This window comes from Bartonella sp. AP72JLCBS, assembly GCF_042195705.1.
In the GTDB taxonomy this organism is placed as follows: Bacteria; Pseudomonadota; Alphaproteobacteria; order Rhizobiales; family Rhizobiaceae; genus Bartonella.
Window position 1 is genome coordinate 154,745 of sequence record NZ_JBHIOU010000003.1, and the last position, 22,710, is coordinate 177,454.

Here is a 22,710-nt window from a genome sequence, read left to right on the forward strand (position 1 = left end):
TTAAGAATTAATCCTTATCCTATAAAGAGAAAAATGTAACTTCTTATGAGCACAAAACCATAATAAAAAGAGATACAAAGATAGGGAACGATCATTTTTCAATTTATTATCAATGTCTGTGCACGTTTTGCCTTAATCATGGGAGGAGCAATGCTTTTGCCAATTTTTGTGGATTTGCACGACAACAATCGTAATTGGATAAGCTTTCTCTATTCTTGTGCCATAACCACCATGTTAGCAACGCTGATTCTTTTAGCAACTAAGGGAGCTACTTGTCGCTTTTCAGCACGGCTTGGCTTTATGCTCACTGTTTGTCTTTGGCTTACAGGAAGCATCGTAGGTGCCTTACCTCTTTATCTTTCTCCTCTTCCCATTTCTCTAGCAGGAGCCATTTTTGAATCTGTTTCTGGAATTACAACAACAGGCTCCACAGTCCTTTCTGATCTTGATAATTTATCGCGAAGTATTTTATTATGGCGTTCTCTTATATGCTGGATTGGGGGCATTGGTTTTATCGGTTTAGCCCTCTTAATTTTGCCTTCACTGCGTGTGGGTGGCGTGCGACTTTTTCATATGGAATCATCTGATAAATCTGAAAAAATATTGCCTCGCATCAACCAAATTGCTAACGGAATTATCATCGCTTATGTTGGGTTAACATTGGCTTGTATGCTTTCTTATTTTGCTGCAGGCATGAATTTATTTGATGCCATTAACCATGCAATGAGTACAGTAGCAACAGCTGGTTTTTCAACGCATGATGCTTCTTTTGGCTATTTTTCTGATACACCAGCCATCTTAATTATTTCAACAATCTTCATGTTGCTTTCTGCTTTACCTTTCGTACTTTATGTTAAATTAGTCCTTCCTGGACACTCCAAACGCTTCCTTGACCCACAAGTGATTGTTTTTCTCCATATCGTTCTCCTTTTCAGCTTTGCTTTAGCGGCATGGCTACGGTTTTATGATCATCGCGCGTTCCACTTAATTTTTCTTGATGTCATTTTTCACCTTTCATCCATTATTAGCACCACAGGTTATAGCGCTGAAGATTATCAACTTTGGGGACCGTTTGCGCTTGGAATTTTCTTCATTATTTCTTTTACAGGCGGATGTGCTGGTTCTACTTCTGGTGGCATGAAAATCAATCGCCTCATTATTCTTTGGCGTATTACACAAACAAATATAGAAAAACTTCTTTCTCCTAATGTCGTTGTAAAAGCGCGCTACGATCACTCAAATATATCAAATGATGTTGCTCAAGCCGTTTTGTTTTTTGTCTGTCTTTATATGTTTTGCCTTGTTATCGGCACTGCACTTTTGCTTACAACCGGTCTTGACTTTACCTCTGCCTTTACGGGGGTCTTAACCGCACTTTCAAATGTTGGTCCAGGCTTTGGAGATATTATTGGCCCCACTGGTAATTTCTCTACAATCAACGACCATGCTTTATGGATTTTAAGTTTTCTAATGTTAGCTGGACGCCTTGAAATCATAACAATATTCGTCCTTTTTATTCCCGCTTTCTGGCGTGAACAATTCTAATGCAGAGAGTATTTTATTCTACCATGATAAAAAATTTACAAGATAAAAAGGTGTGAACAGTATGCATCATAATATTCACCCCTTACTCAATCCACTGAAGATTTTCTAAAATTTCCATACAAATCATCATATCAATGATATAAAAATAATTCAACAAAAACAATCAAATACCAATATTTTCAAAGCCATAACATATAAAACTTCACTTTATTGATCTTCTTTATCAAATAAAGTGGACGCATAGAACATTCTTTTTTACGAATAATCTCTCATGCAAAAAATATGAATATTTGCTGATAAAAGTGTTTTTTCTCTTTAATAGAGTTACCTCCTTATAGAAAAAAATGCTATTATATTACGAACTCACAAGCTTATAAAAAAACATCTCACAGTACTCATCACCCCCATTTCACGACAGCCCTCATGAAAGATATAAAATGGGCACCATCATTTTTACTTAAATAACAATAAGGTGCAAGTCGGTACCAAAAAATAAGATATAAATTAGTACCACCATATTATTTTCTTTCTATTAATGTCGTAACAGCCTACATTTCAGACAATTTATAAGAAATCTCTTTACACCCTGTCTTCAATAGTTTTTATCCACCACATGCCTTCTTCCAATTGTGATGTACAAGAAGATAGCTCTCATTGTTAATATCAACAGATTTTACATGAGAAAATCTTACGGTACTCAAAGCTCTTATTCAAATTGAAAAGGTAAATTATCTATAAAAATCATATATATATATATATATATATTGATCTTAAATCCATCTTATTATGAATTTATTGAAAATATGTACGACTATTTTATCCATGGAGATACCATCATTATCTTTTTAAGACAAGAAAACGTTTTTTTTGCTATCTATTTAAGTCTTACAAAACGAACAATATCAGCACGACCCCGTATAAGATAGTGCATAAATCCCCAGACTTGAGTTAAAGCATTATTTTCTTATTCTAAAATATCAATGAATAAAAGTAGCTTTCTTCTCTCCTAGTATGCTTTATCATAAACTACATATCGCTCTCAAGCGTATACATTTTTAATATTTTATCCAAAATTTTGAGAACTTTTTATAGCGTGCTACTAAAGACAATATAAATTTTGTAAAATAACATTTATATCATTGAGCTGTTTTCTTAATGACTATGAAAAACCTTTAAGAAAAATACTTTTTATCATTCCTCAAAAAGATTTTTGATATAATAATCAAAGTGTTTTTTCTGCAAACAGTTCTTTGTAAACACTTCCAATCTTGCTTGCCTCTTTTTCCAAAGGAAAGTGAGTACGAACATGGGTTAAAGCTTTCTTTCCGGCTGCCAATGTTTTTTCTACATCAGCAAAATAAGGTTCAATTGCTGCTGTTAAAGCCGCTCCATCTCCTGCTTGAACAACCGTTCCTGTTCCCTCGACCACCAATTCTTTAAAAATTCCTACATCACTCGCCACTACAGCCGTCTGTGATGCCATTGCCTCCAATGGTGTCAGACCAAAACCTTCCAAACGAGACGGAGTTACATAAAGTGATAAACGGCGATACCACACAGGTATATCAAGCCTTTCACCAAGAAAAATAATGCGGTCGTTTAAACCAGCTTCAGCAATCTTCTGTCGTAATTTCTTTTCAAAACCATAATGCTGTTCTGTAGTCCGACCAGCGATAAGTGCTGTCCATTCGGGATAGTCAGGCAATAATGCTATCATCGCGTCCACAAACAAATCAGTACCCTTTAAATAGCGCACGCGCCCAAAACATCCTACCGCATATTTTCCTGGCACCCCAGTTGCTGGAAAGTAATCATCAGGAATTTTGGGGGGTGAAAAACGCCTAATATCCACTCCATGCATAATAACCTTATGAGGCACTTCTAGATAGGTTCCCGTACATACACTAGTAGCGATAACTTTATCCATACGACGAAGCAACCATTTGGTAAAAGGCTTGTGTTCGCGTCGAGATGCCGAAGTAAAGATGAGTTTAAGCTTCATTCGCAAAACATCGCGTAAAAACACCCCGCAAAGCATCTCAATATTGCGTCGTGCATGCCAAATACGAAATGGCTTCCCTTTCGGACTTTTCCAAAGTCCGAAAAGGTCCCTAAAGGCAAGAGCCGGTAAACTTTGTGGTAATCCAAACCCAAAAGTGGATATACGCACACCCTGTTCGCGTTGCAGTGGAATAAGCTGAATAATCGTAGATGTTACTCCCGACAAACGCCTTTTAAAGTGAGGCGCAATAATTTCAGTTTCGTCCAAAGATACACGCATAATAATCCATATGTTATTTAGATGTACTGAACCTTAATGATCTCGTAATTATGCGCACCACCTGGTGCATTCACCTCAATCACATCACCTTCTTGCTTGCCAATAAGTGCACGTGCGATAGGCGAAGAAATAGAGATTTTACCAACCTTTACATCAGCTTCTTGATCCCCTACGATCTGATACACTTTTTTTTCCTCAGTATCCTCATCCAAGAGTTTAATGGTTGCACCAAATTTTATTTTGTCACCTGAAAGACGCGAGACATCTATAACTTCTGCTCGTGCGATATAATCTTCAAGCTCATTTATACGCCCCTCATTATGACTTTGCGCTTCTTTAGCTGCATGATACTCAGCATTTTCAGATAAATCACCATGCGCACGCGCCTCAGAAATTGCTTCAATAATTCGCGGACGCTCCTGTTGTTGACGCCAACGCAACTCTTCTTTAAGACTCTCAAAACCAGCTGTAGTCATCGGAACTTTTTCCATAATCCGTCCCTTTCTATTACACGGAAGGTTTAATAAAAATACAAAAAACGGCTTCCAAAATTACTTTTGGAATCCGAAAACTACGATCTTTTTTATTATATAGTACAGTATCACTGTTTTCCATACAAAAATAAATAAAGGAAACAAAACATGCACAAATAGTGATTAAAACATCTCATTTTGGTGTTTAAAACGTTAAACTTCACTCTTCTCTTTAAAGTGTCCTAAAGAAGAAAGAATTGTATTTTTTTCTGTTTTATCATAATCTAGTAAAAGAAATTATATGGGATATGAAGAGAGAAGGATAGAAAATCTCTAAAGAAATTCTTTACAGAAAAATGAAAAAAATCGTCATTTTTTTTATGTTTGGCTCTTTCTTTTTAGCCACAACAATATCAGAGGCAGCAGATGCTTTTGTTACGAGAAATCTTAATTTTAGAACAGGTCCCAGCACTCAGTATGCACTTTGCGGCTTAATCTCTGCGGGAGAATTAGTTTTTGTTAAAAACTGTGAAGGAAATTGGTGCCATATCCGATATAACACTCAAATAGGTTGGGTGTCATCTCGTTATCTTTCATTTAAAGATGGAAATGATCTTTATCACACATATACAATGTCTTTAATGCCCAAACGTACCGATTATTCTCCATAACAGCCATAATAACTTATGCCCTCTTGAATATCATCATGGCAAAAATGCAATAGTGTTCACGAACAACCACAAATATGCTCCTTCCAAAGAAATACTTCGAAGAATTTGTCTCATAAAAAACTTGATCAATATCCTAATGAAAGCTCTAATAAACCAAAATAAATCTGTTCAATAACGTTTTGCTGTTGTCGTAATAAATTTGTAAAAATTAGTATTTTCTTTAAAATCACCAGCACTTTTCTATCAAAGGATACAACAATGAAAAATGGTGTTACTGCAACAGTAGAAGCTCTTTCTGCTCTTATTGCTTCAGGTAATCCTCTTTTTAAGAATGGTGCATTATGGACACCTCACCGCCCCATTCGTCCTGAAAAATCTGAAGGTGGTATTCCATTTCAACTCGAAACATCTTTTAAACCAGCGGGAGATCAACCTCAAGCCATTAAAACTCTGGTCGAGGGAATTCAAAAAAATGAACGTACACAAGTGCTTTTGGGTGTTACCGGCTCAGGGAAAACCTATACAATGGCCAATATCATTGAAAAAACACAGCGTCCAGCTTTAATATTAGCTCCCAATAAAACTCTAGCAGCGCAGCTTTATGGGGAATTTAAAAGTTTTTTTCCCCATAATGCCGTCGAATATTTTGTTTCCTATTATGACTATTATCAACCAGAAGCCTATGTTGCACGCTCAGACACTTATATTGAAAAGGAATCCTCAATTAATGAACAAATCGACCGTATGCGCCATGCTGCAACACGTGCTGTCTTAGAGCGTGATGACGTCATTATTGTCGCATCTGTATCCTGTATCTACGGAATTGGTTCAGTAGAAACTTATACTGCTATGACCTTCCAAATAGCAAAAGGGGACAAACTCAATCAACGAAAACTCTTGGCTGATTTAGTCTCTCAACAGTATTATCGACAAGATATCAACTTCGTTCGTGGTTCCTTTCGTGTACGAGGGGATACAATCGAAATTTTCCCTGCCCACCTCGAAGATCGTGCTTGGCGTATTTCGCTCTTTGGCGATGAAGTGGAAACAATTACGGAATTTGATCCTCTCACCGGACAAAAAACAGGCGATCTTCAATCAATTAAAATTTATGCCAACTCACACTACGTAATACCACGCCCAACACTTAACCAAGCGATGAAATCTATCAAAATGGAACTCGTTCAACGCCTCGATGAGTTGAACGAAGCTGGACGTCTTTTAGAAGCACAACGTTTAGAACAACGTACAGTTTTTGATTTGGAAATGTTGGAAACCACCGGTTCATGTCCGGGAATTGAAAATTATTCACGTTATTTAACAGGACGAAAACCCGGAGAACCACCACCAACCTTGTTCGAATACATTCCAAATAATGCTCTTGTTTTTATCGATGAAAGCCATGTAACCATTCCCCAAATTGGTGGTATGTACCGAGGTGATTTTCGCAGAAAAGCAACCTTAGCAGAATATGGTTTTCGCCTCCCTTCTTGTATGGATAACCGTCCTTTGCGCTTTGAAGAATGGGATGCTATGCGCCCACAAACGATTGCTGTCTCCGCAACACCTGGACGGTGGGAAATAGAACAATCTCACGGTACTTTTGCAGAACAAGTTATTCGCCCCACAGGGCTTGTTGACCCACCAACAGAGGTTCGTCCAGCCAAAAATCAAGTCGATGATGTTGTGAATGAAATTCGTAAAACAATTCAAAAAGGCTACCGCACACTAGTGACCGTCCTAACCAAGCGTATGGCCGAAGATTTAACGGAATATCTCCACGAACAAGGTATTCGTGTACGCTATATGCATTCCGACATTGATACATTAGAACGCATTGAAATTCTACGCGATCTTCGGCTTGGCACCTTTGATGTCCTCATCGGTATCAACTTGCTCCGAGAAGGCTTAGATATTCCAGAATGTGGTTTTGTTGCCATTCTAGATGCCGATAAAGAGGGCTTTTTGCGCTCTGAAACTTCCCTCATACAAACAATCGGACGTGCTGCACGTAACGTAGATGGCCGTGTTATCCTCTATGCAGATACGATCACTGGTTCCATAAAACGAGCCTTACAGGAGACACAAAGACGTCGACAAAAACAAATAGCCTATAATGAAGAACACCATATCACACCGAAAAGTATCAAAAAAAATATCGGAGATATTCTCAATTCAGGCTATGAAAACAACCATATTCGTACAAATATCCCTGATGTCATCGAGAAAAAAAATATGGTTGGCAACAATTTAGCATCTCATATTAAACACCTCGAAAAATTAATGCATGAAGCAGCTGCTGATCTTAATTTTGAAGAAGCAGCACACCTTCGCGATGAAATCAAACAATTACAAAAGATAGAACTAGAACTCGCGGAAAATCCCTTAACACATCATAGCGAACAATCCACCCATGAGCGCGTATTACAACCAAGTCTTTTCTCCAAACCAAACCTTGCACACATGGGACCAACCATGGACACTGGTATTTTGGAAAATCAAAAAGGAAAATCTCGTAAAAACACCCCTAATCAAGCAACAATAAAACGAAAAAAACGCAATCAATGAAGGAGCAAAAAATTTCAAACCGCATAAAATAATCTTCAGTTCTTCTAAAAAAAGACGAAAGCTCAAAAGCAAACAGCGTTATCCGAAAAATAGACAACCTCCAACATCAAGGGTGCTTCAATTTGTCTAAAACAACATGAGAGAGAACATTTTATAAAAATTTTCTAAAATATATTATCTTTATACAGTTATACTCTGATATCTAACTCAATATTATTTATCCTTACAAGAAAATATTCAAATAGGACACTGTCCTATAACACAAATAAAGTAAAATAAGACTTTCTCATAGAACCATAAGCCTATGATAAAAAATGATAACTTTTATTCATATCCCTATTGTTCAATTCATATTGTACCAAACAATAAAAAATTATCCCTAAATAAAGAGTTTATATTCCATAGTAAAAAATCGTGGACTCTCAATACAAACTTATTAATTAACCTCAAGCAGAGTACATTAATTGAAATCAAAATTCTGTTATGATTTCATTTTACTGTCTCCGCGATAGATTTAACTAAATAAATTTTTATTTTTTTTGTCACAATAAAGCCCAAAATTGTTCAGGCTCTATTCAGTTTGAAACGTGTAGGATGTGAAAAATACGAATTTACACAAGGAGCATCATTATGAAAAAAGTGATCAGGTTAGCGGTATTATCAGCAATGTCAACTGTGACCGTTTTGATGCCGCTAAATGCAACGCTTGCGGATATGGCATGGAATCGTAGTGACTCTATCTCGAGAGAAATAGATGATATGATGAGGAAGATGCGTAAAGAAACAGATGATGCGATAAGGGAAATGAGGAAGAAAGCTGATATTCTGCCTTGCGGTTTTTCTCGCTCCCATTGTTCTGATAAAAAACGTAGCTTTTTATCTGATGATTTCCAAAAGTTTGTTGATGATTTCCACAAAAGTTCTGATGACGACAAGAGAAGATTTAAAGCCAAACATGAAAGGTCTGTAGCCAAACAGAGTAAGACGGAACAACAACAACATCATCATCACCACCACCACCATTATCATCATGTTGAAAACAAAACATATCATTACGTCGAGCGCAAAAAGACAAAACACAGTAATATTCATATAGATAACTCAGGAGATGCTTTAGCGGTGGGTATTCTTGGTCTTGCAACAGGTACGATTCTTGGTACAATTTTAAAAAAACCAGAACAGCCACAAGTGGTTTATCAAATAGTACCACAAAATCAGGTAATTTATCAAAAAGTTCCGCAAAATCAAAGAGTTTATCAAGTGCAGCAAACGGTGGCATATGAGCCACTCCAGCAATCATTAGAATCTGATTGGCTTAACTATTGCAAGAAAAAATACCGTTCCTTTAACCCTAAAACAGGGACCTTTCGAGACCGTAATGGTTTGGAACACATTTGTTATGCCCCAATAAATTAACTTCTGTTCCGTCCTACTAAAAAGTCTTAAATGGCAAAAAAAAAACGCTTCAAAGCGTTTTTTATTTGCTCATATATTAAAATCTTGAAGAAAAGGATTATTTTGGCGCTCATAGCCTATGCTACTTTTGGGACCATGCCCACAGATAAAACAAACATCATCGCCTAAGGGTAAAACTTTTTCTCGAAGGGATTGCATCAATTTTTCATAAGAACAGAAGGGGAAGTCCGTACGTCCAATAGAACCACGAAAGAGAACATCACCCAAGAGGGCTAAGCGCTCTTTTTCATTGAAATAAATAACATGACCAGGGGAATGCCCCAGTGTATGTAAAACCCTAAACTCATGTCCAGCAAAATACACACACTCACCATCTTCTAACTATATCGAACAACGCACCACGATGCTTTCGGGTGTAAGCCATGATTTAAGAATCATTCTCACCCGTTTTAAACTTCAGCAAGCGTTAGCAAATACTGACTTTGATATCAAGCCGCTTGAACAAGATGTGAGCGACACGCAAAATATGTTAGAAGATTACCTTGCTTTTGCCCGTAGTGAAGAAAGTGAGTGTGTTAAAACTTTTGATTTAAATGCTCTTATGCAAAAATTCTCTACCGATGCGCATCTTCACAAACGTCAATTTTCCTACACCATTGAAAGCCCTACACCAATACAAGCACGCCCACGTGCCTTCACGCGTCTCATCAGCAATCTTGTGTCAAATGCATTTTGTCATGCCAATACTGTCAAACTAACAGCCATATCCCAACAAGAATGTTTCCCATATATCAAAAAAAGTTCCCGCAATATATTATATTTATACAGTTATAATATGATATCGAACTCAATATTTAGCCTCACAAGAGAGTAGTCAAACAGGACTGTATTCAATCACACAAATAAGGTTCTATCTTAGCACCATAAGCCTATAATAAAAAACGATAACTTTTGTTCATACACCTATTGTTCAATTCATATTGTATCAAGCAATAAAAAAGTACTCATCAATGAATAATTTATAACCAATAGTAAAAAATCTGGTGCTCTAAATACAAGCTGCTTAATTAACCTTAAGAAGAGTACATTAATTGAAATCAAAATTCTGTCATGATTTTATTTTACTGTATTGATAATAGTTTTAACTAAATGAATTTTTATTTTTTTGTCACAATAAAGTCCAAAATTGTTCAGGCTCTATTCAGTTTGACACGTGTAGGATGTGAAAAATACGAATTTACACAAGGAGCATCATTATGAAAAAAGTGATCAGATTAGCGGTATTATCAGCAATGTCTACTGCAACCGTTTTGATGCCATTAAATCCAACGCTTGCAGATATGGCATGGTATCATAACTATGACATGAGAAGGGAGGCTGGTTTACCGTCTCACAATTTTAGCTCCCATTTTTCTCATAGTGAACATCACTCTTTTGATAATCCCCACACGCGTCATTATGTTAGCCATAAATGGGGAGCACAACAACACCATCATGTTGAACACAACACATATCATTATGTCGAGCGCAAAAAGACAAAACACAGTAGTATTAATATAAATAACTCAGGAGAAGCTTTAGCAATGGGCATTCTTGCTCTTGCAGCAGGTGCACTTCTCGGCAAAATTTTTAAAAAATCAGAACAGCCACAAGTTGTTTATCAAACCGCACCACAGCATCAAATTGTATATCAACAGGTTCCACAGGAACAGATAATTTATGAAGCTCCGCAAACAGTGGAATATGAGCCAGTACAACAATCATTAGAATCTGATTGGCTTAACTATTGCAAGAAAAAATACCGTTCTTTCAACCCTAAAACAGGAACTTTCCGAGACCGTAATGGTTTGGAACACGTTTGTTATGCCCCAATAAATTAACTTCTGTTCTGCCCTACTAAAAAGTCTTAAATGGCACAAAAAAACGCTTCAAAGCGTTTTTTTTATTTGCTCATATATTAAAATCTTGAAGAAAAGGATTATTTTGGCGCTCATAGCCTATGCTACTTTTGGGACCATGCCCACAGATAAAACAAACATCATCGCCTAAGGGTAAAACTTTTTCTCGAAGGGATTGCATCAATTTTTCATAAGAACAGAAGGGGAAGTCCGTACGTCCAATAGAACCACGAAAGAGAACATCACCCAAGAGGGCTAAGCGCTCTTTTTCATTGAAATAAATAACATGACCAGGGGAATGTCCTGGGGTGTGAAAAACCTTAAACACATGTCCAGCAAAATGAACGCACTCACCATCTTCTAACCATTGGTCAGGAATACAGATGCAAGCATCAGTGATGCCATAATTTTTTGCGCTTTCGCTCACGGCATCCATCACAGGCTTATCATCGCGATGTGAACCGATAATTTTTACATTAAGCGCTTCTTTCACTTGCATTGCTGCTCCTACATGATCAAAATGACCATGTGTTATCCAAATAGCCTCAACGATAACACCATTCTTTTCGATTACGTCTTGAATTCGTGGCCAATCACCACCAGGATCAACGAGAACCCCCGTTTTACTTTCACTATCAAAAAGCAAAGTGCAATTTTGTTGGAATGTCGTAACTGGAATAATATGTATATTAAGACTACCCATAATATCCTTTTCAAAAATAACTTTTTTAAATTTATAAATAAAACTTTCTTTCCTTTAAGGTAAAGGTGCTGCTCGACAGCTTTATACAACTTATGTAAACTTGCATTTTGTGTAAACTAAATTTTTATCAAGGTTTTTTTAAGAATGAGCAATCACGTTCAAGTTTTGTGTGACGATGCCCCTCACCTTCTTGTGATTGATGACGATACACGTATTCGCAATCTTTTATTTCAGTTTCTCATTAAAAATGGATTTCGTGTTTCAGTTTCAGCTAATGCGAATGAAGCAAGACGACTGTTAGCAAGTTTAGATTTTGATCTTCTTATTGTTGATGTCATGATGCCTGGCGAAAACGGTATTGATCTCACTCATTCACTCCGCCAAACAAAAGATGTCCCTATCTTTATGTTAACAGCTTTATCAGAAATAGACAATCGTATCCGTGGATTAGAAGCAGGGGCAGATGATTATCTGGCTAAGCCGTTTGACCCTCGTGAACTTCTCCTTCGCATCAACGCCATTTTACGACGTGGTTTTCCCCCTCACCAACCTAAAATTGAGCAAATAGTTTTTGGTCCTTATATATTTTCAATTTCACGACGCGAACTCAAAAAAGGAGGAGAAATTATTAAATTAACAGATAAAGAACAAGAAATGATGGTCATGTTTGCCGAAAATGCAGGCGATACAATTCCGCGCCATAAATTCGCGACCGATGACAGCAATATAAGTGAACGTGCCATTGATGTGCAGATCAACCGCCTTCGTCGTAAGATCGAAAAAAACCCAGCACTGCCTATATGGCTCCAAACCGTGCGAGGAATAGGGTATAAACTCTCTATTGAATAGGCACAAGAATGATCAAACCTTTAAGATTTTTTCTTCGATGGTTAACGAAAAAAATGCCTAAACGGCTTTATGCTCGCTCTTTGATCATTATCATTGCTCCCATGGTGCTTCTGCAAACGGTCATTGCTTATGTCTTTATGGAACGCCATTGGCAAATGGTAACCGAGCGTCTTTCAACGGCTGTCGTGCATGATATTTCAGCCATTATTGATATTCTTGAAACATATCCCCAACAAGATAACTATGAAGATATCAAGCGTATTGCACAACAACGTATGGGATTAAATATTTCTATTCTATCTCCTACCTCCTTACCCCCTCCAGGACCTAAGCCATTTTTTGCAATTCTTGACTATTTTTTAAGTGAAGAAATCACCCGCCAAATTAACCGTCCCTTCTGGATCGATACCGTAGGAGATTCTGATCTTGTTGAAATCCGTATCCACCTTGGTCACAACATCTTACGCGTCTTTGCTCCACGCAGCCAAGCCTATGCTTCCAATACTGCTATTTTTTTAAGCTGGATGGTAGGAACAGCTCTTGTTTTATTGCTGATAGCAATTTACTTTTTACGCAATCAAATCAAACCGATTCAACAATTGGCTGAAGCAGCAGAAAGCTTTGGACGCGGTCGTCCTTTACCAAAAGGATTTCAACCACAAGGAGCTGATGAAGTCCGTCGTGCAGGCATCGCTTTTTTACGCATGCGTGAACGTATTGAACGCCAAATTGAACAACGTACCATGATGCTCTCAGGAGTAAGTCATGATTTAAGAACCATTCTTACACGCTTTAAACTTCAGCTGGCATTAGTAAATACTGACTTTGATATTAAACCGCTTGAGCAAGATGTAAGTGACATGCAAAATATGTTAGAAGATTATCTTGCTTTTGCTCGTGGTGAAGGAAGTGAAAGTGTCAAGACTTTTGATTTAAATGCTCTTATGCAAAAATTCTCCACCGATGCTCGTCTTCACAAACGTCAATTTTCTTACACCATTGAAGGTCCTACAGAAATACAAGTACGTCCCCGTGCTTTCACACGCTTAGTCAGCAATCTTGTAACAAATGCATTTTGTTACGGCACGACTGTTAAACTAACCGCTAACTCTCAACAAGAATCTTTTATATTGATAATCGATGATAATGGACCTGGAATTCATGAAGATATGCGCACAGAAGTTTTTAAGCCATTCTTTCGACTTGATAAAGCGCGAAATCAAGATGCAAGTGGAACAGGACTTGGTCTTTCTATTGCTCAAGACATAGCACGCAGCCATGGTGGCAATATACAATTAGATGAGAGCCCACTCGGGGGAGTGCGCGCTATTCTTGATGTCCCCCTATGAGCAATATTTCCGCAAACCATCTGTAAAAATAACAAACTGCATATTTTAGGCATTCCCTACAGTTTCAAACAAAGTGTATTGTAGTGCCTTGTAAGCACTTTCTCCCGACAAAGCAACCATCTGAAATGCAACATAATGGCTTTCACAAGCTTTAAGTGCATGTATCAACAATGTTTCAACCTGTATATGAGATGGATGCATCCCACCAGCCAAAAGAAGACCTTGTCGATAAATGACTGAATTATTCCTTTGCCAGTAATCAAAATGTCCCAACAACAACTTTTCATTAATTGCTAGCAATAAGCGCTGTATTTCAGCTGTTCGAGCATTTTTAGTAGAGAGATCAAACGAACAAGCTAAATGAAGTGCTTCATGCTCTTCCATCCATGAAAAAGCAAGACGATAGTTTGCGCGTTTTCCTTCCACACAAACGCTAATTTCATCTTGTGCATCCCGCTCAAACGACCAATCATATTCACAGGCAATCTGTTCGATAAAGTCAACAGGGTGCTCTTTTCTTTCTGTGGCGCAAAATGCAAGCCTCATCACAATCCTCAATCATCTTAAAACATTGTCAACAGAATATAAACCGTCTAAACTGTAACAATATTTTGCTACAATCAGAACCTTTACACCAAACAAATACACATAAAACATCGACAGTACACAAACACCCAGAACACAATCGCGCTGTTTAGGGCAACCTGATAGTCATAAAACGAATCATCAAGTCTTTTCAGTGTATTGATACAATTTCATAGCGCCAGCCCCCCTGATTCAAAAAAATGTACTTTACCCCCAAAAAAAATCAAAAATAAACAAATGCTCCGCTCTAACAGACTCAAGATTAAGCATTTTTTAGTTTCACGCATCATATTGAAAAATTGGGGATATTTTTTTGAAGATTCTTTTTTTAAAACTATTTTACTTTTTTATGTCTGCGTTTTTTTTTAATCATCTTTTTTTAAATCATCAAGGCGTCTTTTCAAATCAGCGTTATCAGCATGGATTTTCAGCACCATCTCCTTAAAAGTCTCAAACTCTTCGCGAGAAACAAGATCAAGTTTGTTTGCTATCTTTTCAGCCTGCACACGAAAAGCTGTTCCAGCTTCACGTCGTATGCCTTGCGCAACGTCAGCAGCATCCGTTGCTAATTTTGCTAATTCATCAAGAATACGATTTGATCCATTACGCATAACCTTTTTCCTTAAATTTTAATTATTGACGCACGCATTATAGCGTATTCTCATAACATTTAGATACTGTAATTTGTTCCTTTTACTCTATATTTTACATACTGTGCAGATTTTTCGTAATGATTTTGTTTAAGATTTTTTAATATTCCTTTTATCACCATATTTTTACCACGATAAATCAGTGGAAATCTCCCCCCCTTTCTGACTAGCCTCCCTACTGACTTGACCATTGTGTATTCATCTGTCATTTCTGATCATTAGAGTCACTTCATATTCATCTCGTATAATGTAAAATGCTTAATTCATGAACAATCTCGCCTGTCCAGCCATTGCTTTTCCGTCTTTTCTTGATCCTGTTATTATCCAGCTAGGTCCCGTAACACTTCATTGGTATGGACTTGGTTACGTGCTGGGTATTCTTTTTGCTTGGTGGTATGCACAAAAATTATTAAAAAAAACATCTCTATGGTATAGAGGCCACCCTCCTATGGATAAAGAAAAGATCGGAGATTTTGTTGTCTGGTCTGCCATAAGTGTTGTTGTCGGAGGGCGTTTAGGACAAGTTCTTGTATGGGATCCCATTTACTATTTTAATCATCCAAGTGCTATTATTGCCGTATGGGATGGGGGAATGTCCTTTCATGGCGGACTTATTGGTATTATCATTGCTATGATCTGGTTTGCCCGTAAAAATCATATTAACATACGAGCCATGTTTGATATCATTGCTGCAGGTGCTCCTATTGGTATCGGCATTGTACGAATTTGCAACTTCATCAACCAAGAATTATGGGGCAATATTACTACACATCCTTGGGCTGTTTGTTTTCCTCTCGATCCTTACTATTTACCGCGCCATCCAAGCCAACTTTATGAAGCATTTATGGAAGGATTTCTTCTCTTCATCATCCTGTGTCTTCTTATTTTTTGGTTCAAAGCATTAAAACGTCCCGGTACTGTATCAGGGATATTTATTATAGGCTATGCAATAGCACGCAGCATTTCTGAAATTTACCGTGCGCCTCAAGAAGATCCAGAATGGTTTTCGACTCTTTTCCATTCTACTGGTTTTACCTATGGCATGGCTTTATCTCTTCCCATGCTTCTTGTAGGGTTTTATCTTCTTCTCCACGCCTTTAAATATAAACCGACAGAAAATGGCCAATCTCAAAGAAAAAATTAAAGAAATTATTGTCCTTAATGGACCAATCACTGTTAGCCAATATATGACGTTGGCACTCACCGATCCCCAATTTGGTTATTATCACACACAAACCCCTTTTGGACATGCTGGTGATTTCATTACAGCACCTGAAATAAGCCAATTATTTGGAGAGATGATTGGCATTTGGACTCTTGCAAGCTGGAAAGCTCAAGGGTGCCCTCACCCTTTTATTCTCGCTGAAATAGGTCCAGGACGAGGAACTTTGATGGATGACATTTTGCGAACTATCCAAAAGCTCTCTCAAACGGCATTTAATGCTGCTGAAATTTTTCTGATCGAAATAAGCAAAAAACTTGCAAAAGAACAAAAAAAACGCCTTTTCTCTTATCAAAAACAAATCCATAGCATTGAAAATTTTAATCAAATTCCTTCAAAACCTCTCTTCCTCATTGCTAATGAATTTCTCGATACACTCCCTATCAACCAATATATTAAAGTCAATGGAGAATGGAAAGAGCGCCGCATTACAGTCAATCAAAATGGAGATTTCATCTTTATTGCTGCCCCGCATAAACTTCCCTCTTCTTGTCTACAAACCTATTGTTCTAAAGTGCCTGACGGAACAATTTTTGAACATGCCCCCTTACGGCATCAATTCATGCAACAAATCAGCCACCATTTAGTGCAAGTGACAGGTTCTGCTTTACTTATCGACTATGGTGCTTGTGAGCTTGCCTTTGGCGATACCCTGCAAGCACTCTCAAAACATAGATTTCGTGATGTTTTTGATGCCCCTGGTGAACATGATTTAACATCCCATGTTGATTTTTCTTTTTTAAAAAACATAGCTCTTGAACAGGGCTGTTTTGCTGAAATCTTAGAGCAAGGAGAATTTCTTTTTAAAATGGGGCTACTGGAGCGCGCAAACCAGCTTGGAGTTGGCAAAAGTGCTCCTTTGCAAGACAAAATCCGCCAAGACATCGAACGGCTCGCTAGTCCAGATCAGATGGGAAAATTATTTAAAGTTTTACATTTCAGTGATAAAAATATCTCCATACCTCCCCAATTTTAATGATCGGCGCTTTTGTCAATAAGCACATCATTATCTGAAATATTCATTGACAAATATGAACATCTCCATCCTCACTTTAAATAATCTCCATAAGGAACTTTTATGAAATCTATTCCTCATCCCATTCTTGCAAAAAATCTTTCTACTTTACACCCCCATGGAATAAAACATGGATTTTTTACACGTCAAGGTGGTATTTCAAAAAATCTTTATCATAGTCTTAATGTTGGGAAAGGTTCAAATGATCAACTTGAATATATTGTACAGAATCGTCTTTTGATTGCCAATTATTTTTCTATTGAAGCGCAAAATTTAGTCACAGTTAATCAAATACACTCCTGTAACGTTGTCGTAGCTCATCAAGCAACTATCGGTGCACCTCCTCAAGCTGATGCTCTGGTTACAACCACCCCAGAACTCGTTATTGGGGTTCTTACAGCAGATTGCGGACCCATTCTGTTTGCTGATCCACAAGCTAGAGTCATCGCTGCAACTCATGCTGGCTGGCGTGGAAGCTTAAATGGAATTATCGAGAAAACAATTGCTGTTATGGAAAAACAAGGAGCCAAAAGACAATCAATAACAGCAGTCCTTGGACCTTGTATTGGCCCCTATCACTATGAAGTAACAAATGAATTTTACGACCAATTTATTGATTACCACAGCAAATACCAAAAATATTTTTTAAAAACAGACAAAATAAATCGCTTTTATTTTAATCTATGGGCATTTATTATAAACCAACTCAAAGAAGCAGGTGTTAATGCTTCTTGTGTAGAGCTTTGTACCTATCAAGATGAACAGCGTTTTTTCTCCTATCGCCGTGCAATACACCGCAACGAACCCGATTACGGACGGCAGATTTCTGCTATTATGCTGAAAAACAAAAGATGAGCCCCTTTATGCTTGAGAACAATACCAAAACTGCAAAACTAAACTTTTTACCCAAATGTAAAAATAAATCCCATTGTACTTTGCTTTTTTCACGAAATTATCTAGCAGCCCATAAAATATGATAGCCTTCGCTATGATCATTTTCAATGTTTGGTTATAATGATTGAAGGCAAGATGATACTTCTTTTTATTACTCCCCTTCATTCATCTTAAATATGAAGCATTCCCCATATTGAAAGTATTTTTATAAAGTAATAACCAAAAAGCTTAATCAATATGTATTTCTTTGCCGCATGGAGAAAAACTTTGCTCTAAAAGTAATAAACTTTTGGAAAAAGAGAAAACATACTGCATAGCTCTTTAATAATAATCGATAAAATTGTAAGGCTTTTGTAATTGTTCTCTTGCAATTTAATAAAAAGAAATTAAAAACCGTGTCGCATTCCCACCATGATGATTTAGAGGTTCTACTATGAAACTTTTCTGCGGAAATTCTAATCCACGCCTAGCTGAAGATGTTGCAAATTATTTGAACATCCCCTTAGGCAAAGCAACTGTAAAGCGCTTTGCTGATCAAGAAATTTTCGTAGAACTGCATGAAAATGTACGTGGACAAGATGTTTTTGTTTTGCAATCTACATCCTATCCCGCAAATGATCATTTGATGGAATTACTCATCATGATTGATGCCCTTCGTCGTTCTTCTGCGCGTCGTATTACAGCTGTTATCCCCTATTTTGGCTATGCCCGCCAAGATAGAAAACCAGGACCACGAACTCCTATTTCTGCAAAACTTGTTGCCAACCTCATTACTGAAGCAGGGGCCCATCGTGTTTTAACATTGGACCTTCATGCAGGACAAATTCAAGGTTTTTTTGATATCCCTACGGATAATCTCTATGCTGTTCCTGTCATTTCTCGCGATGTCAAAGTGCATTATTCTCTTGAAAATGTTATCGTTGTTTCACCTGATGTGGGTGGTGTGGTGCGCGCGCGCGCGCTCGCCAAGCGCTTGAACAGTTTGCTCGCTATTGTGGATAAACGTCGCGAAAGCCCCGGTGAATCAGAAGTTATGAATATCATTGGAGATGTATCGGGAAAAGATTGCCTTTTGCTTGATGATATTGTTGATTCAGGTGGAACTTTATGCAATGCAGCAAGTGCTCTGCTTAAACATGGTGCCAATAGTGTCACAGCTTATATCACGCACGGTGTTCTTTCTGGTAATGCAATCGAGCGAATTGCTAATTCAGAGATGAAAGAATTGGTTATTACAGATTCAATTATGCCAACACAAGCTATTGAGAAAACCCATAATATTCGTGTTTTGCCCATTGCCGACCTTATGGGAGAAGCAATAGCAAGGACAGCAGCAGAACAATCGGTTTCCAGCTTATTTGGTTAAAGTGGTTCCTTGGGGTCTCCCGGTGCTGTTTCAACACCAAGATCAGGAAAGGCAACAATACGTTGACCACTAAAATGCGTGTGAATAACAATAAGTCCACGCTCTTCAAAGTAGGTTAAAAGTCGGCGTGCACGGCTTAAAGAATGAGTCCCATAAAGACGTGCTAAAAATGCATCAGATGGACATGGCTTTCCCCCTAATGCGGCCTGTGCCACGTTCAAGAAGACTCCTTGAACATCTTCTTCCAAACTTTCTGATATCTGCAAAATATGTTTCCAATGTTCACTGACAGCCGTTTGTTCATCAACAAAAGCCTGAGCAATAGCCAATTTACGCCGAAATTGTGAAAGATTAAAAGGAACCTTTGACATCCCATGGATACGGCAACGAACTGAAAAATCTTGATAAAGCACCGCTGTTGAACGATAAAAAGCTTCAGAATCCTCAAGAATTTCCCGAATAATATGTTCTGCTTGCCCGTCACGCTCAACATCAGAAAGTTCAGGAAATAAACTTGGGTTTTCTTCTAACAACTCTTGTTTTTTATGCACGACCTCCTCTAACATCTCGTGCATTGATTTTTCCCTCATCGGTTCTCGTGTTTGTTTAAATGGCGTTAAAATTTCCTCTGGTGAAGCAGTAAAAACGAGCTCTTGCACATCATCCCGCTCTGTTGGAAGTGGCATTAATTTAGGGCTAGAAGAGCGTGCCAAAGTTTCAACAGAACCGATAATGATTGGTAAGGGACGTCGTGATAAAGCAGGGCCTAAAGCTATAAAATTTCCCCGTTCAAGATCTCTAAACATTTCCGCTTGGCGACGCTCCATCCCCAAAAGATCAGCGGCGCGCACCATATCAATATCTAAAAAAGTCCGCCCTATTAAAAAGTTTGAAGCTTCAGCCGCAACATTTTTGGCAAGCTTAGCCAAACGTTGTGTCGCAATAACACCAGCAAGACCACGTTTACGTCCTCGACACATCAGATTGGTCATAGCGCTCAAAGAAATTTTACGCGCTTCATCAGAAACTTCTCCTGCTGCAGTTGGAGCAAACAATTGTGCTTCATCGACAACGACAAGCATAGGATACCAATAATCACGTTCCACATCAAACAGTGCCCCAAGGAAAGCCCCTACAGCACGCATCTGTTGTTCAGTGTCCAAACCTTCAAGATTAAATACCACCGAAACCCGATGTTGTCGAATGCGATGCGCAATACGTGTCAATTCTAGTTCGCTCCGTTGAGCCTCTACAATAACATGACCAAATTTATCTGCCAAAGTTACAAAATCGCCTTCTGGATCAATTACACAATGCTGCACCCACTTAGCACTTTGCTCCAGAAGACGGCGTAAAAGATGTGATTTCCCTGAACCAGAATTACCTTGTACAAGAAGACGTGTCGCCAATAATTCTTCCAAATCAAGAAGTGCTGGCATCGATTTATGCAAAGCACGACTTTCTGACATCTCACCCAAGGCAATCTCAACCTTCATAACATCTCCAGTGTTTGATTTTGAACATATCAGTGCCAGCACATATTGGTTGATTCTCCATCCACACCGTAATTTGTAACATTTCCTCCTTTTTAACGGTAGAAATCATCGATTTTTCCCACAACTCTTGCATCTATGAATAGTTTGAACTATAGAACAAACTTCTGCGTAGACACCCTTGGAGGCAACGTAGAATGGAGTGATCGCTGTTGGTTAGCGCATATCTTCATATCCATGCAAAAACTATTACTGTTTTTGAAGGATCTCCAATCATGTAAAAAGGACTTAAATTATGAGCAAAAGCTACACTCTTAAGGCCGAAAAACGCGAGCGGGTTGGTAAGGGGTCCTCCCGTGAACTTCGCCGCAACGGTCTTATTCCTGCTGTCATTTATGGTGAAAAACAACCACCTTTGGCAATAACAGTTCCCTATAAAGAAATTTTCTACAAAATTCATGCTGGTGGTTTTCGCACCACCATTGCAACGATTATTCTTGACAAGCAAAAAATTATGGTTTTGCCAAAAGATTATCAATTAGATCCCGTGCGTGACTTTCCCCTCCATGTAGACTTTTTGCGCATTTCAGCAAAATCGGTTGTAGAAGTGAATATTCCTGTCCACTTCCTCAATGAAGATACGGCACCTGGACTTAAAAAGGGTGGTGTCCTCAATATTGTTCGGCACGAAATTGAATGTACAGCTCCAGCAAGTGCTATTCCTGAAGCTATTGAAATTGATCTCTCCAGCTACTCTATTGGTGATTCTATTCACATTTCAGCAGTGCAACTGCCAAAAGATGTGACTCCCATCATCCAAGATCGAGACTTTACCATTGCAACCATTGCAGCTCCTGCTGGCATGGATGTCAGCGATGAAACTTCTGAACAAGAAAATGATGAAGAAGACACACAAACTTCATAAAACTCAAAAGGCGGGAATTTTTCCGCCTTAATCTATGAGACATTACCCTTACTCATACTTTGACTGAAGATACACATGTGGCTTATTGCTGGTCTTGGCAATCCTGGTTTACAATATCAAAATAACCGCCATAATATCGGTTTTATGGCTGTTGATGCCATTTATCAGTCCTTCTCTTTTTCTCCATGGTCAAAGAAGTTTCAAGCAGAAATCTCCAATGGTTTCATAAATAATGAGAAAATTTTTCTTATAAAACCACAAACTTTCATGAATCTTTCTGGTCAAGCTATCGGTGAAGCTTTGCGATTTTATAAATTAGATTTAAAGAATTTGATCATCATTTATGATGAACTAGACCTGTCACCGGGGAAAGTTCGTATAAAAATTGGTGGAGGACATAATGGGCATAATGGCATTAAGTCTATTGATGCCCATTGTGGTACTGACTATTGTCGTATACGCATAGGAATTGGTCATCCTGGAAGCAAAGAACTTGTTCATCAGCATGTCCTGGGAAATTTTACCAAATCTGATCAAGAATGGTTATCCCCTCTCTTAGAGACAATTGCAAAAAATATCGCTCTCCTTATAAAAGATGATAAATCCCTCTTTATGAATGAAGTTTCACAAACGATAAAACACAATCAGAACCATTGGCTTGCGTGTCCCAGTCGCGTGAAGAATATGGATAAGAACTCTTAAAAAAATCCTCTTATAAACTTTCTCAAAGGCAAAATCTGTTGGCAACGTGAGAAGCTAGAAAATAGAACAGAATACAAGCTTGTATACATCTTTGAAAAAGAAAGG

At 38.0% G+C, this 22,710-nt stretch carries 19 protein-coding genes and 2 pseudogenes; 14 read left to right on the forward strand and 7 right to left on the reverse strand.

The genetic code is table 11. The features are described 5' to 3' along the window. The first annotated feature begins 150 nt into the window (after positions 1-150). Positions 151-1,545, forward strand: a complete 1,395-nt coding sequence (locus ACFILO_RS02930; RefSeq protein ID WP_375677798.1) for a TrkH family potassium uptake protein — start codon at positions 151-153, stop codon at positions 1,543-1,545. 1,222 nt (positions 1,546-2,767) lie between these two features. Here the strand turns inward: ACFILO_RS02930 and ACFILO_RS02935 are convergent. Further along, positions 2,768-3,826, reverse strand: coding sequence for a glycosyltransferase family 4 protein (locus ACFILO_RS02935; RefSeq protein ID WP_375677799.1), 1,059 nt, complete (start codon positions 3,824-3,826; stop codon positions 2,768-2,770). 17 nt (positions 3,827-3,843) lie between these two features. Next, entirely contained in the window at positions 3,844-4,317 is a 474-nt protein-coding gene (greA, locus tag ACFILO_RS02940) for a transcription elongation factor GreA (RefSeq protein ID WP_007347010.1), read from the reverse strand. 338 nt (positions 4,318-4,655) lie between these two features. Here greA and ACFILO_RS02945 point away from each other — a divergent pair, with 338 nt between their 5' ends. The 3 genes from ACFILO_RS02945 (at position 4,656) to ACFILO_RS02955 (ending at position 8,954) form a co-directional block, all read left to right on the forward strand. Further along, positions 4,656-4,970 carry an SH3 domain-containing protein gene (locus ACFILO_RS02945; RefSeq protein WP_375612971.1) on the forward strand — a complete coding sequence of 105 codons (315 nt, stop codon included), beginning with the start codon at positions 4,656-4,658 and terminating at the stop codon, positions 4,968-4,970. Positions 4,971-5,228: 258 nt separating this feature from the next. Further along, positions 5,229-7,538, forward strand: coding sequence for an excinuclease ABC subunit UvrB (gene uvrB / locus ACFILO_RS02950; protein ID WP_375677800.1), 2,310 nt, complete (start codon positions 5,229-5,231; stop codon positions 7,536-7,538). 630 nt (positions 7,539-8,168) lie between these two features. Next, positions 8,169-8,954, forward strand: coding sequence for a BA14K family protein (locus tag ACFILO_RS02955; protein WP_375612973.1), 786 nt, complete (start codon positions 8,169-8,171; stop codon positions 8,952-8,954). A gap of 69 nt (positions 8,955-9,023) precedes the next feature. On the opposite strand, the pseudogene ACFILO_RS02960 reads toward ACFILO_RS02955, so the two are convergent. Continuing rightward, positions 9,024-9,335, reverse strand: a pseudogene (locus tag ACFILO_RS02960) (MBL fold metallo-hydrolase); the annotation flags it as partial. 4 nt (positions 9,336-9,339) lie between these two features. Here ACFILO_RS02960 and ACFILO_RS02965 point away from each other — a divergent pair. Both ACFILO_RS02965 and ACFILO_RS02970 read left to right on the forward strand, forming a co-directional pair. After that, positions 9,340-9,738: pseudogene (locus tag ACFILO_RS02965) on the forward strand (sensor histidine kinase); the annotation flags it as partial. 472 nt (positions 9,739-10,210) lie between these two features. Next, positions 10,211-10,834 carry a BA14K family protein gene (locus ACFILO_RS02970; RefSeq protein WP_375671836.1) on the forward strand — a complete coding sequence of 208 codons (624 nt, stop codon included), beginning with the start codon at positions 10,211-10,213 and terminating at the stop codon, positions 10,832-10,834. 70 nt (positions 10,835-10,904) lie between these two features. On the opposite strand, the gene ACFILO_RS02975 is transcribed toward ACFILO_RS02970, so the two are convergent. Continuing rightward, positions 10,905-11,555, reverse strand: coding sequence for an MBL fold metallo-hydrolase (locus tag ACFILO_RS02975; RefSeq protein ID WP_375612975.1), 651 nt, complete (start codon positions 11,553-11,555; stop codon positions 10,905-10,907). A gap of 144 nt (positions 11,556-11,699) precedes the next feature. On the opposite strand from ACFILO_RS02975, the gene ACFILO_RS02980 reads away from it, so the two are divergent. Both ACFILO_RS02980 and ACFILO_RS02985 read left to right on the forward strand, forming a co-directional pair. Continuing rightward, positions 11,700-12,404: a response regulator gene (locus ACFILO_RS02980; RefSeq protein WP_375612976.1), complete on the forward strand. Its 705-nt coding sequence runs from the start codon at positions 11,700-11,702 to the stop codon at positions 12,402-12,404. A gap of 8 nt (positions 12,405-12,412) precedes the next feature. Beyond that, positions 12,413-13,753 (forward strand): ATP-binding protein, encoded by a 1,341-nt coding sequence (locus ACFILO_RS02985; protein ID WP_273791227.1) that lies wholly within the window; start codon positions 12,413-12,415, stop codon positions 13,751-13,753. Between the two features lie 45 nt (positions 13,754-13,798). Here the strand turns inward: ACFILO_RS02985 and ACFILO_RS02990 are convergent, their stop codons facing one another. Both ACFILO_RS02990 and ACFILO_RS02995 read right to left on the reverse strand, forming a co-directional pair. Further along, on the reverse strand, positions 13,799-14,299 hold the full coding sequence (locus ACFILO_RS02990) for a YbjN domain-containing protein (protein ID WP_375629408.1): 501 nt from the start codon (positions 14,297-14,299) through the stop codon (positions 13,799-13,801). Positions 14,300-14,703: 404 nt separating this feature from the next. Then, entirely contained in the window at positions 14,704-14,949 is a 246-nt protein-coding gene (locus ACFILO_RS02995; protein ID WP_273791228.1) for an accessory factor UbiK family protein, read from the reverse strand. 304 nt (positions 14,950-15,253) lie between these two features. Here ACFILO_RS02995 and lgt point away from each other — a divergent pair, with 304 nt between their 5' ends. The 4 genes from lgt (at position 15,254) to ACFILO_RS03015 (ending at position 19,485) form a co-directional block, all read left to right on the forward strand. Beyond that, positions 15,254-16,132 (forward strand): prolipoprotein diacylglyceryl transferase, encoded by an 879-nt coding sequence (gene lgt, locus ACFILO_RS03000; protein ID WP_375677801.1) that lies wholly within the window; start codon positions 15,254-15,256, stop codon positions 16,130-16,132. Further along, positions 16,107-17,186: a class I SAM-dependent methyltransferase gene (locus ACFILO_RS03005; RefSeq protein ID WP_375652300.1), complete on the forward strand. Its 1,080-nt coding sequence runs from the start codon at positions 16,107-16,109 to the stop codon at positions 17,184-17,186. The genes lgt and ACFILO_RS03005 overlap by 26 nt, the downstream gene beginning before the upstream one ends. Positions 17,187-17,288: 102 nt before the next feature. Then, positions 17,289-18,080 carry a peptidoglycan editing factor PgeF gene (gene pgeF / locus ACFILO_RS03010; RefSeq protein ID WP_375677802.1) on the forward strand — a complete coding sequence of 264 codons (792 nt, stop codon included), beginning with the start codon at positions 17,289-17,291 and terminating at the stop codon, positions 18,078-18,080. A 472-nt stretch (positions 18,081-18,552) separates the two neighbouring features. Then, positions 18,553-19,485: a ribose-phosphate pyrophosphokinase gene (locus ACFILO_RS03015; RefSeq protein WP_375606345.1), complete on the forward strand. Its 933-nt coding sequence runs from the start codon at positions 18,553-18,555 to the stop codon at positions 19,483-19,485. On the opposite strand, the gene ACFILO_RS03020 is transcribed toward ACFILO_RS03015, so the two are convergent. Next, complete coding sequence (locus ACFILO_RS03020) at positions 19,482-20,981, reverse strand: helicase HerA domain-containing protein (RefSeq protein ID WP_375611181.1); 1,500 nt, start codon at positions 20,979-20,981, stop codon at positions 19,482-19,484. The genes ACFILO_RS03015 and ACFILO_RS03020 overlap by 4 nt on opposite strands. A 292-nt stretch (positions 20,982-21,273) precedes the next feature. On the opposite strand from ACFILO_RS03020, the gene ACFILO_RS03025 reads away from it, so the two are divergent. Together ACFILO_RS03025 and pth are read left to right on the forward strand one after the other, a co-directional pair. Next, positions 21,274-21,903 carry a 50S ribosomal protein L25/general stress protein Ctc gene (locus tag ACFILO_RS03025; protein ID WP_375611180.1) on the forward strand — a complete coding sequence of 210 codons (630 nt, stop codon included), beginning with the start codon at positions 21,274-21,276 and terminating at the stop codon, positions 21,901-21,903. A 75-nt stretch (positions 21,904-21,978) separates the two neighbouring features. Continuing rightward, a complete protein-coding gene (gene pth, locus ACFILO_RS03030) occupies positions 21,979-22,605 on the forward strand; it encodes an aminoacyl-tRNA hydrolase (RefSeq protein ID WP_375620694.1) in 627 nt (208 codons plus the stop codon). Positions 22,606-22,710: the final 105 nt, after the last annotated feature.

Excerpts from the sequence above, each read along its gene's own strand:
- pgeF (WP_375677802.1), top strand. The coding sequence starts at position 17,289 with ATGAAATCTATTCCTCATCCCATTCTTGCAAAAAATCTTTCTACTTTA.
- ACFILO_RS02980 (WP_375612976.1), top strand. The coding sequence starts at position 11,700 with ATGAGCAATCACGTTCAAGTTTTGTGTGACGATGCCCCTCACCTTCTT.
- greA (WP_007347010.1), bottom strand. The coding sequence starts at position 4,317 with ATGGAAAAAGTTCCGATGACTACAGCTGGTTTTGAGAGTCTTAAAGAA.
- ACFILO_RS03020 (WP_375611181.1), bottom strand. The coding sequence starts at position 20,981 with ATGAAGGTTGAGATTGCCTTGGGTGAGATGTCAGAAAGTCGTGCTTTG.
- ACFILO_RS03015 (WP_375606345.1), top strand. The coding sequence starts at position 18,553 with ATGAAACTTTTCTGCGGAAATTCTAATCCACGCCTAGCTGAAGATGTT.
- ACFILO_RS03025 (WP_375611180.1), top strand. The coding sequence starts at position 21,274 with ATGAGCAAAAGCTACACTCTTAAGGCCGAAAAACGCGAGCGGGTTGGT.
- ACFILO_RS02955 (WP_375612973.1), top strand. The coding sequence starts at position 8,169 with ATGAAAAAAGTGATCAGGTTAGCGGTATTATCAGCAATGTCAACTGTG.
- pth (WP_375620694.1), top strand. The coding sequence starts at position 21,979 with ATGTGGCTTATTGCTGGTCTTGGCAATCCTGGTTTACAATATCAAAAT.
- ACFILO_RS02975 (WP_375612975.1), bottom strand. The coding sequence starts at position 11,555 with ATGGGTAGTCTTAATATACATATTATTCCAGTTACGACATTCCAACAA.
- ACFILO_RS02985 (WP_273791227.1), top strand. The coding sequence starts at position 12,413 with ATGATCAAACCTTTAAGATTTTTTCTTCGATGGTTAACGAAAAAAATG.
- ACFILO_RS03005 (WP_375652300.1), top strand. The coding sequence starts at position 16,107 with ATGGCCAATCTCAAAGAAAAAATTAAAGAAATTATTGTCCTTAATGGA.
- ACFILO_RS02970 (WP_375671836.1), top strand. The coding sequence starts at position 10,211 with ATGAAAAAAGTGATCAGATTAGCGGTATTATCAGCAATGTCTACTGCA.
- ACFILO_RS02945 (WP_375612971.1), top strand. The coding sequence starts at position 4,656 with ATGAAAAAAATCGTCATTTTTTTTATGTTTGGCTCTTTCTTTTTAGCC.
- lgt (WP_375677801.1), top strand. The coding sequence starts at position 15,254 with ATGAACAATCTCGCCTGTCCAGCCATTGCTTTTCCGTCTTTTCTTGAT.
- ACFILO_RS02990 (WP_375629408.1), bottom strand. The coding sequence starts at position 14,299 with ATGAGGCTTGCATTTTGCGCCACAGAAAGAAAAGAGCACCCTGTTGAC.
- ACFILO_RS02995 (WP_273791228.1), bottom strand. The coding sequence starts at position 14,949 with ATGCGTAATGGATCAAATCGTATTCTTGATGAATTAGCAAAATTAGCA.
- ACFILO_RS02935 (WP_375677799.1), bottom strand. The coding sequence starts at position 3,826 with ATGCGTGTATCTTTGGACGAAACTGAAATTATTGCGCCTCACTTTAAA.
- ACFILO_RS02930 (WP_375677798.1), top strand. The coding sequence starts at position 151 with ATGCTTTTGCCAATTTTTGTGGATTTGCACGACAACAATCGTAATTGG.
- uvrB (WP_375677800.1), top strand. The coding sequence starts at position 5,229 with ATGAAAAATGGTGTTACTGCAACAGTAGAAGCTCTTTCTGCTCTTATT.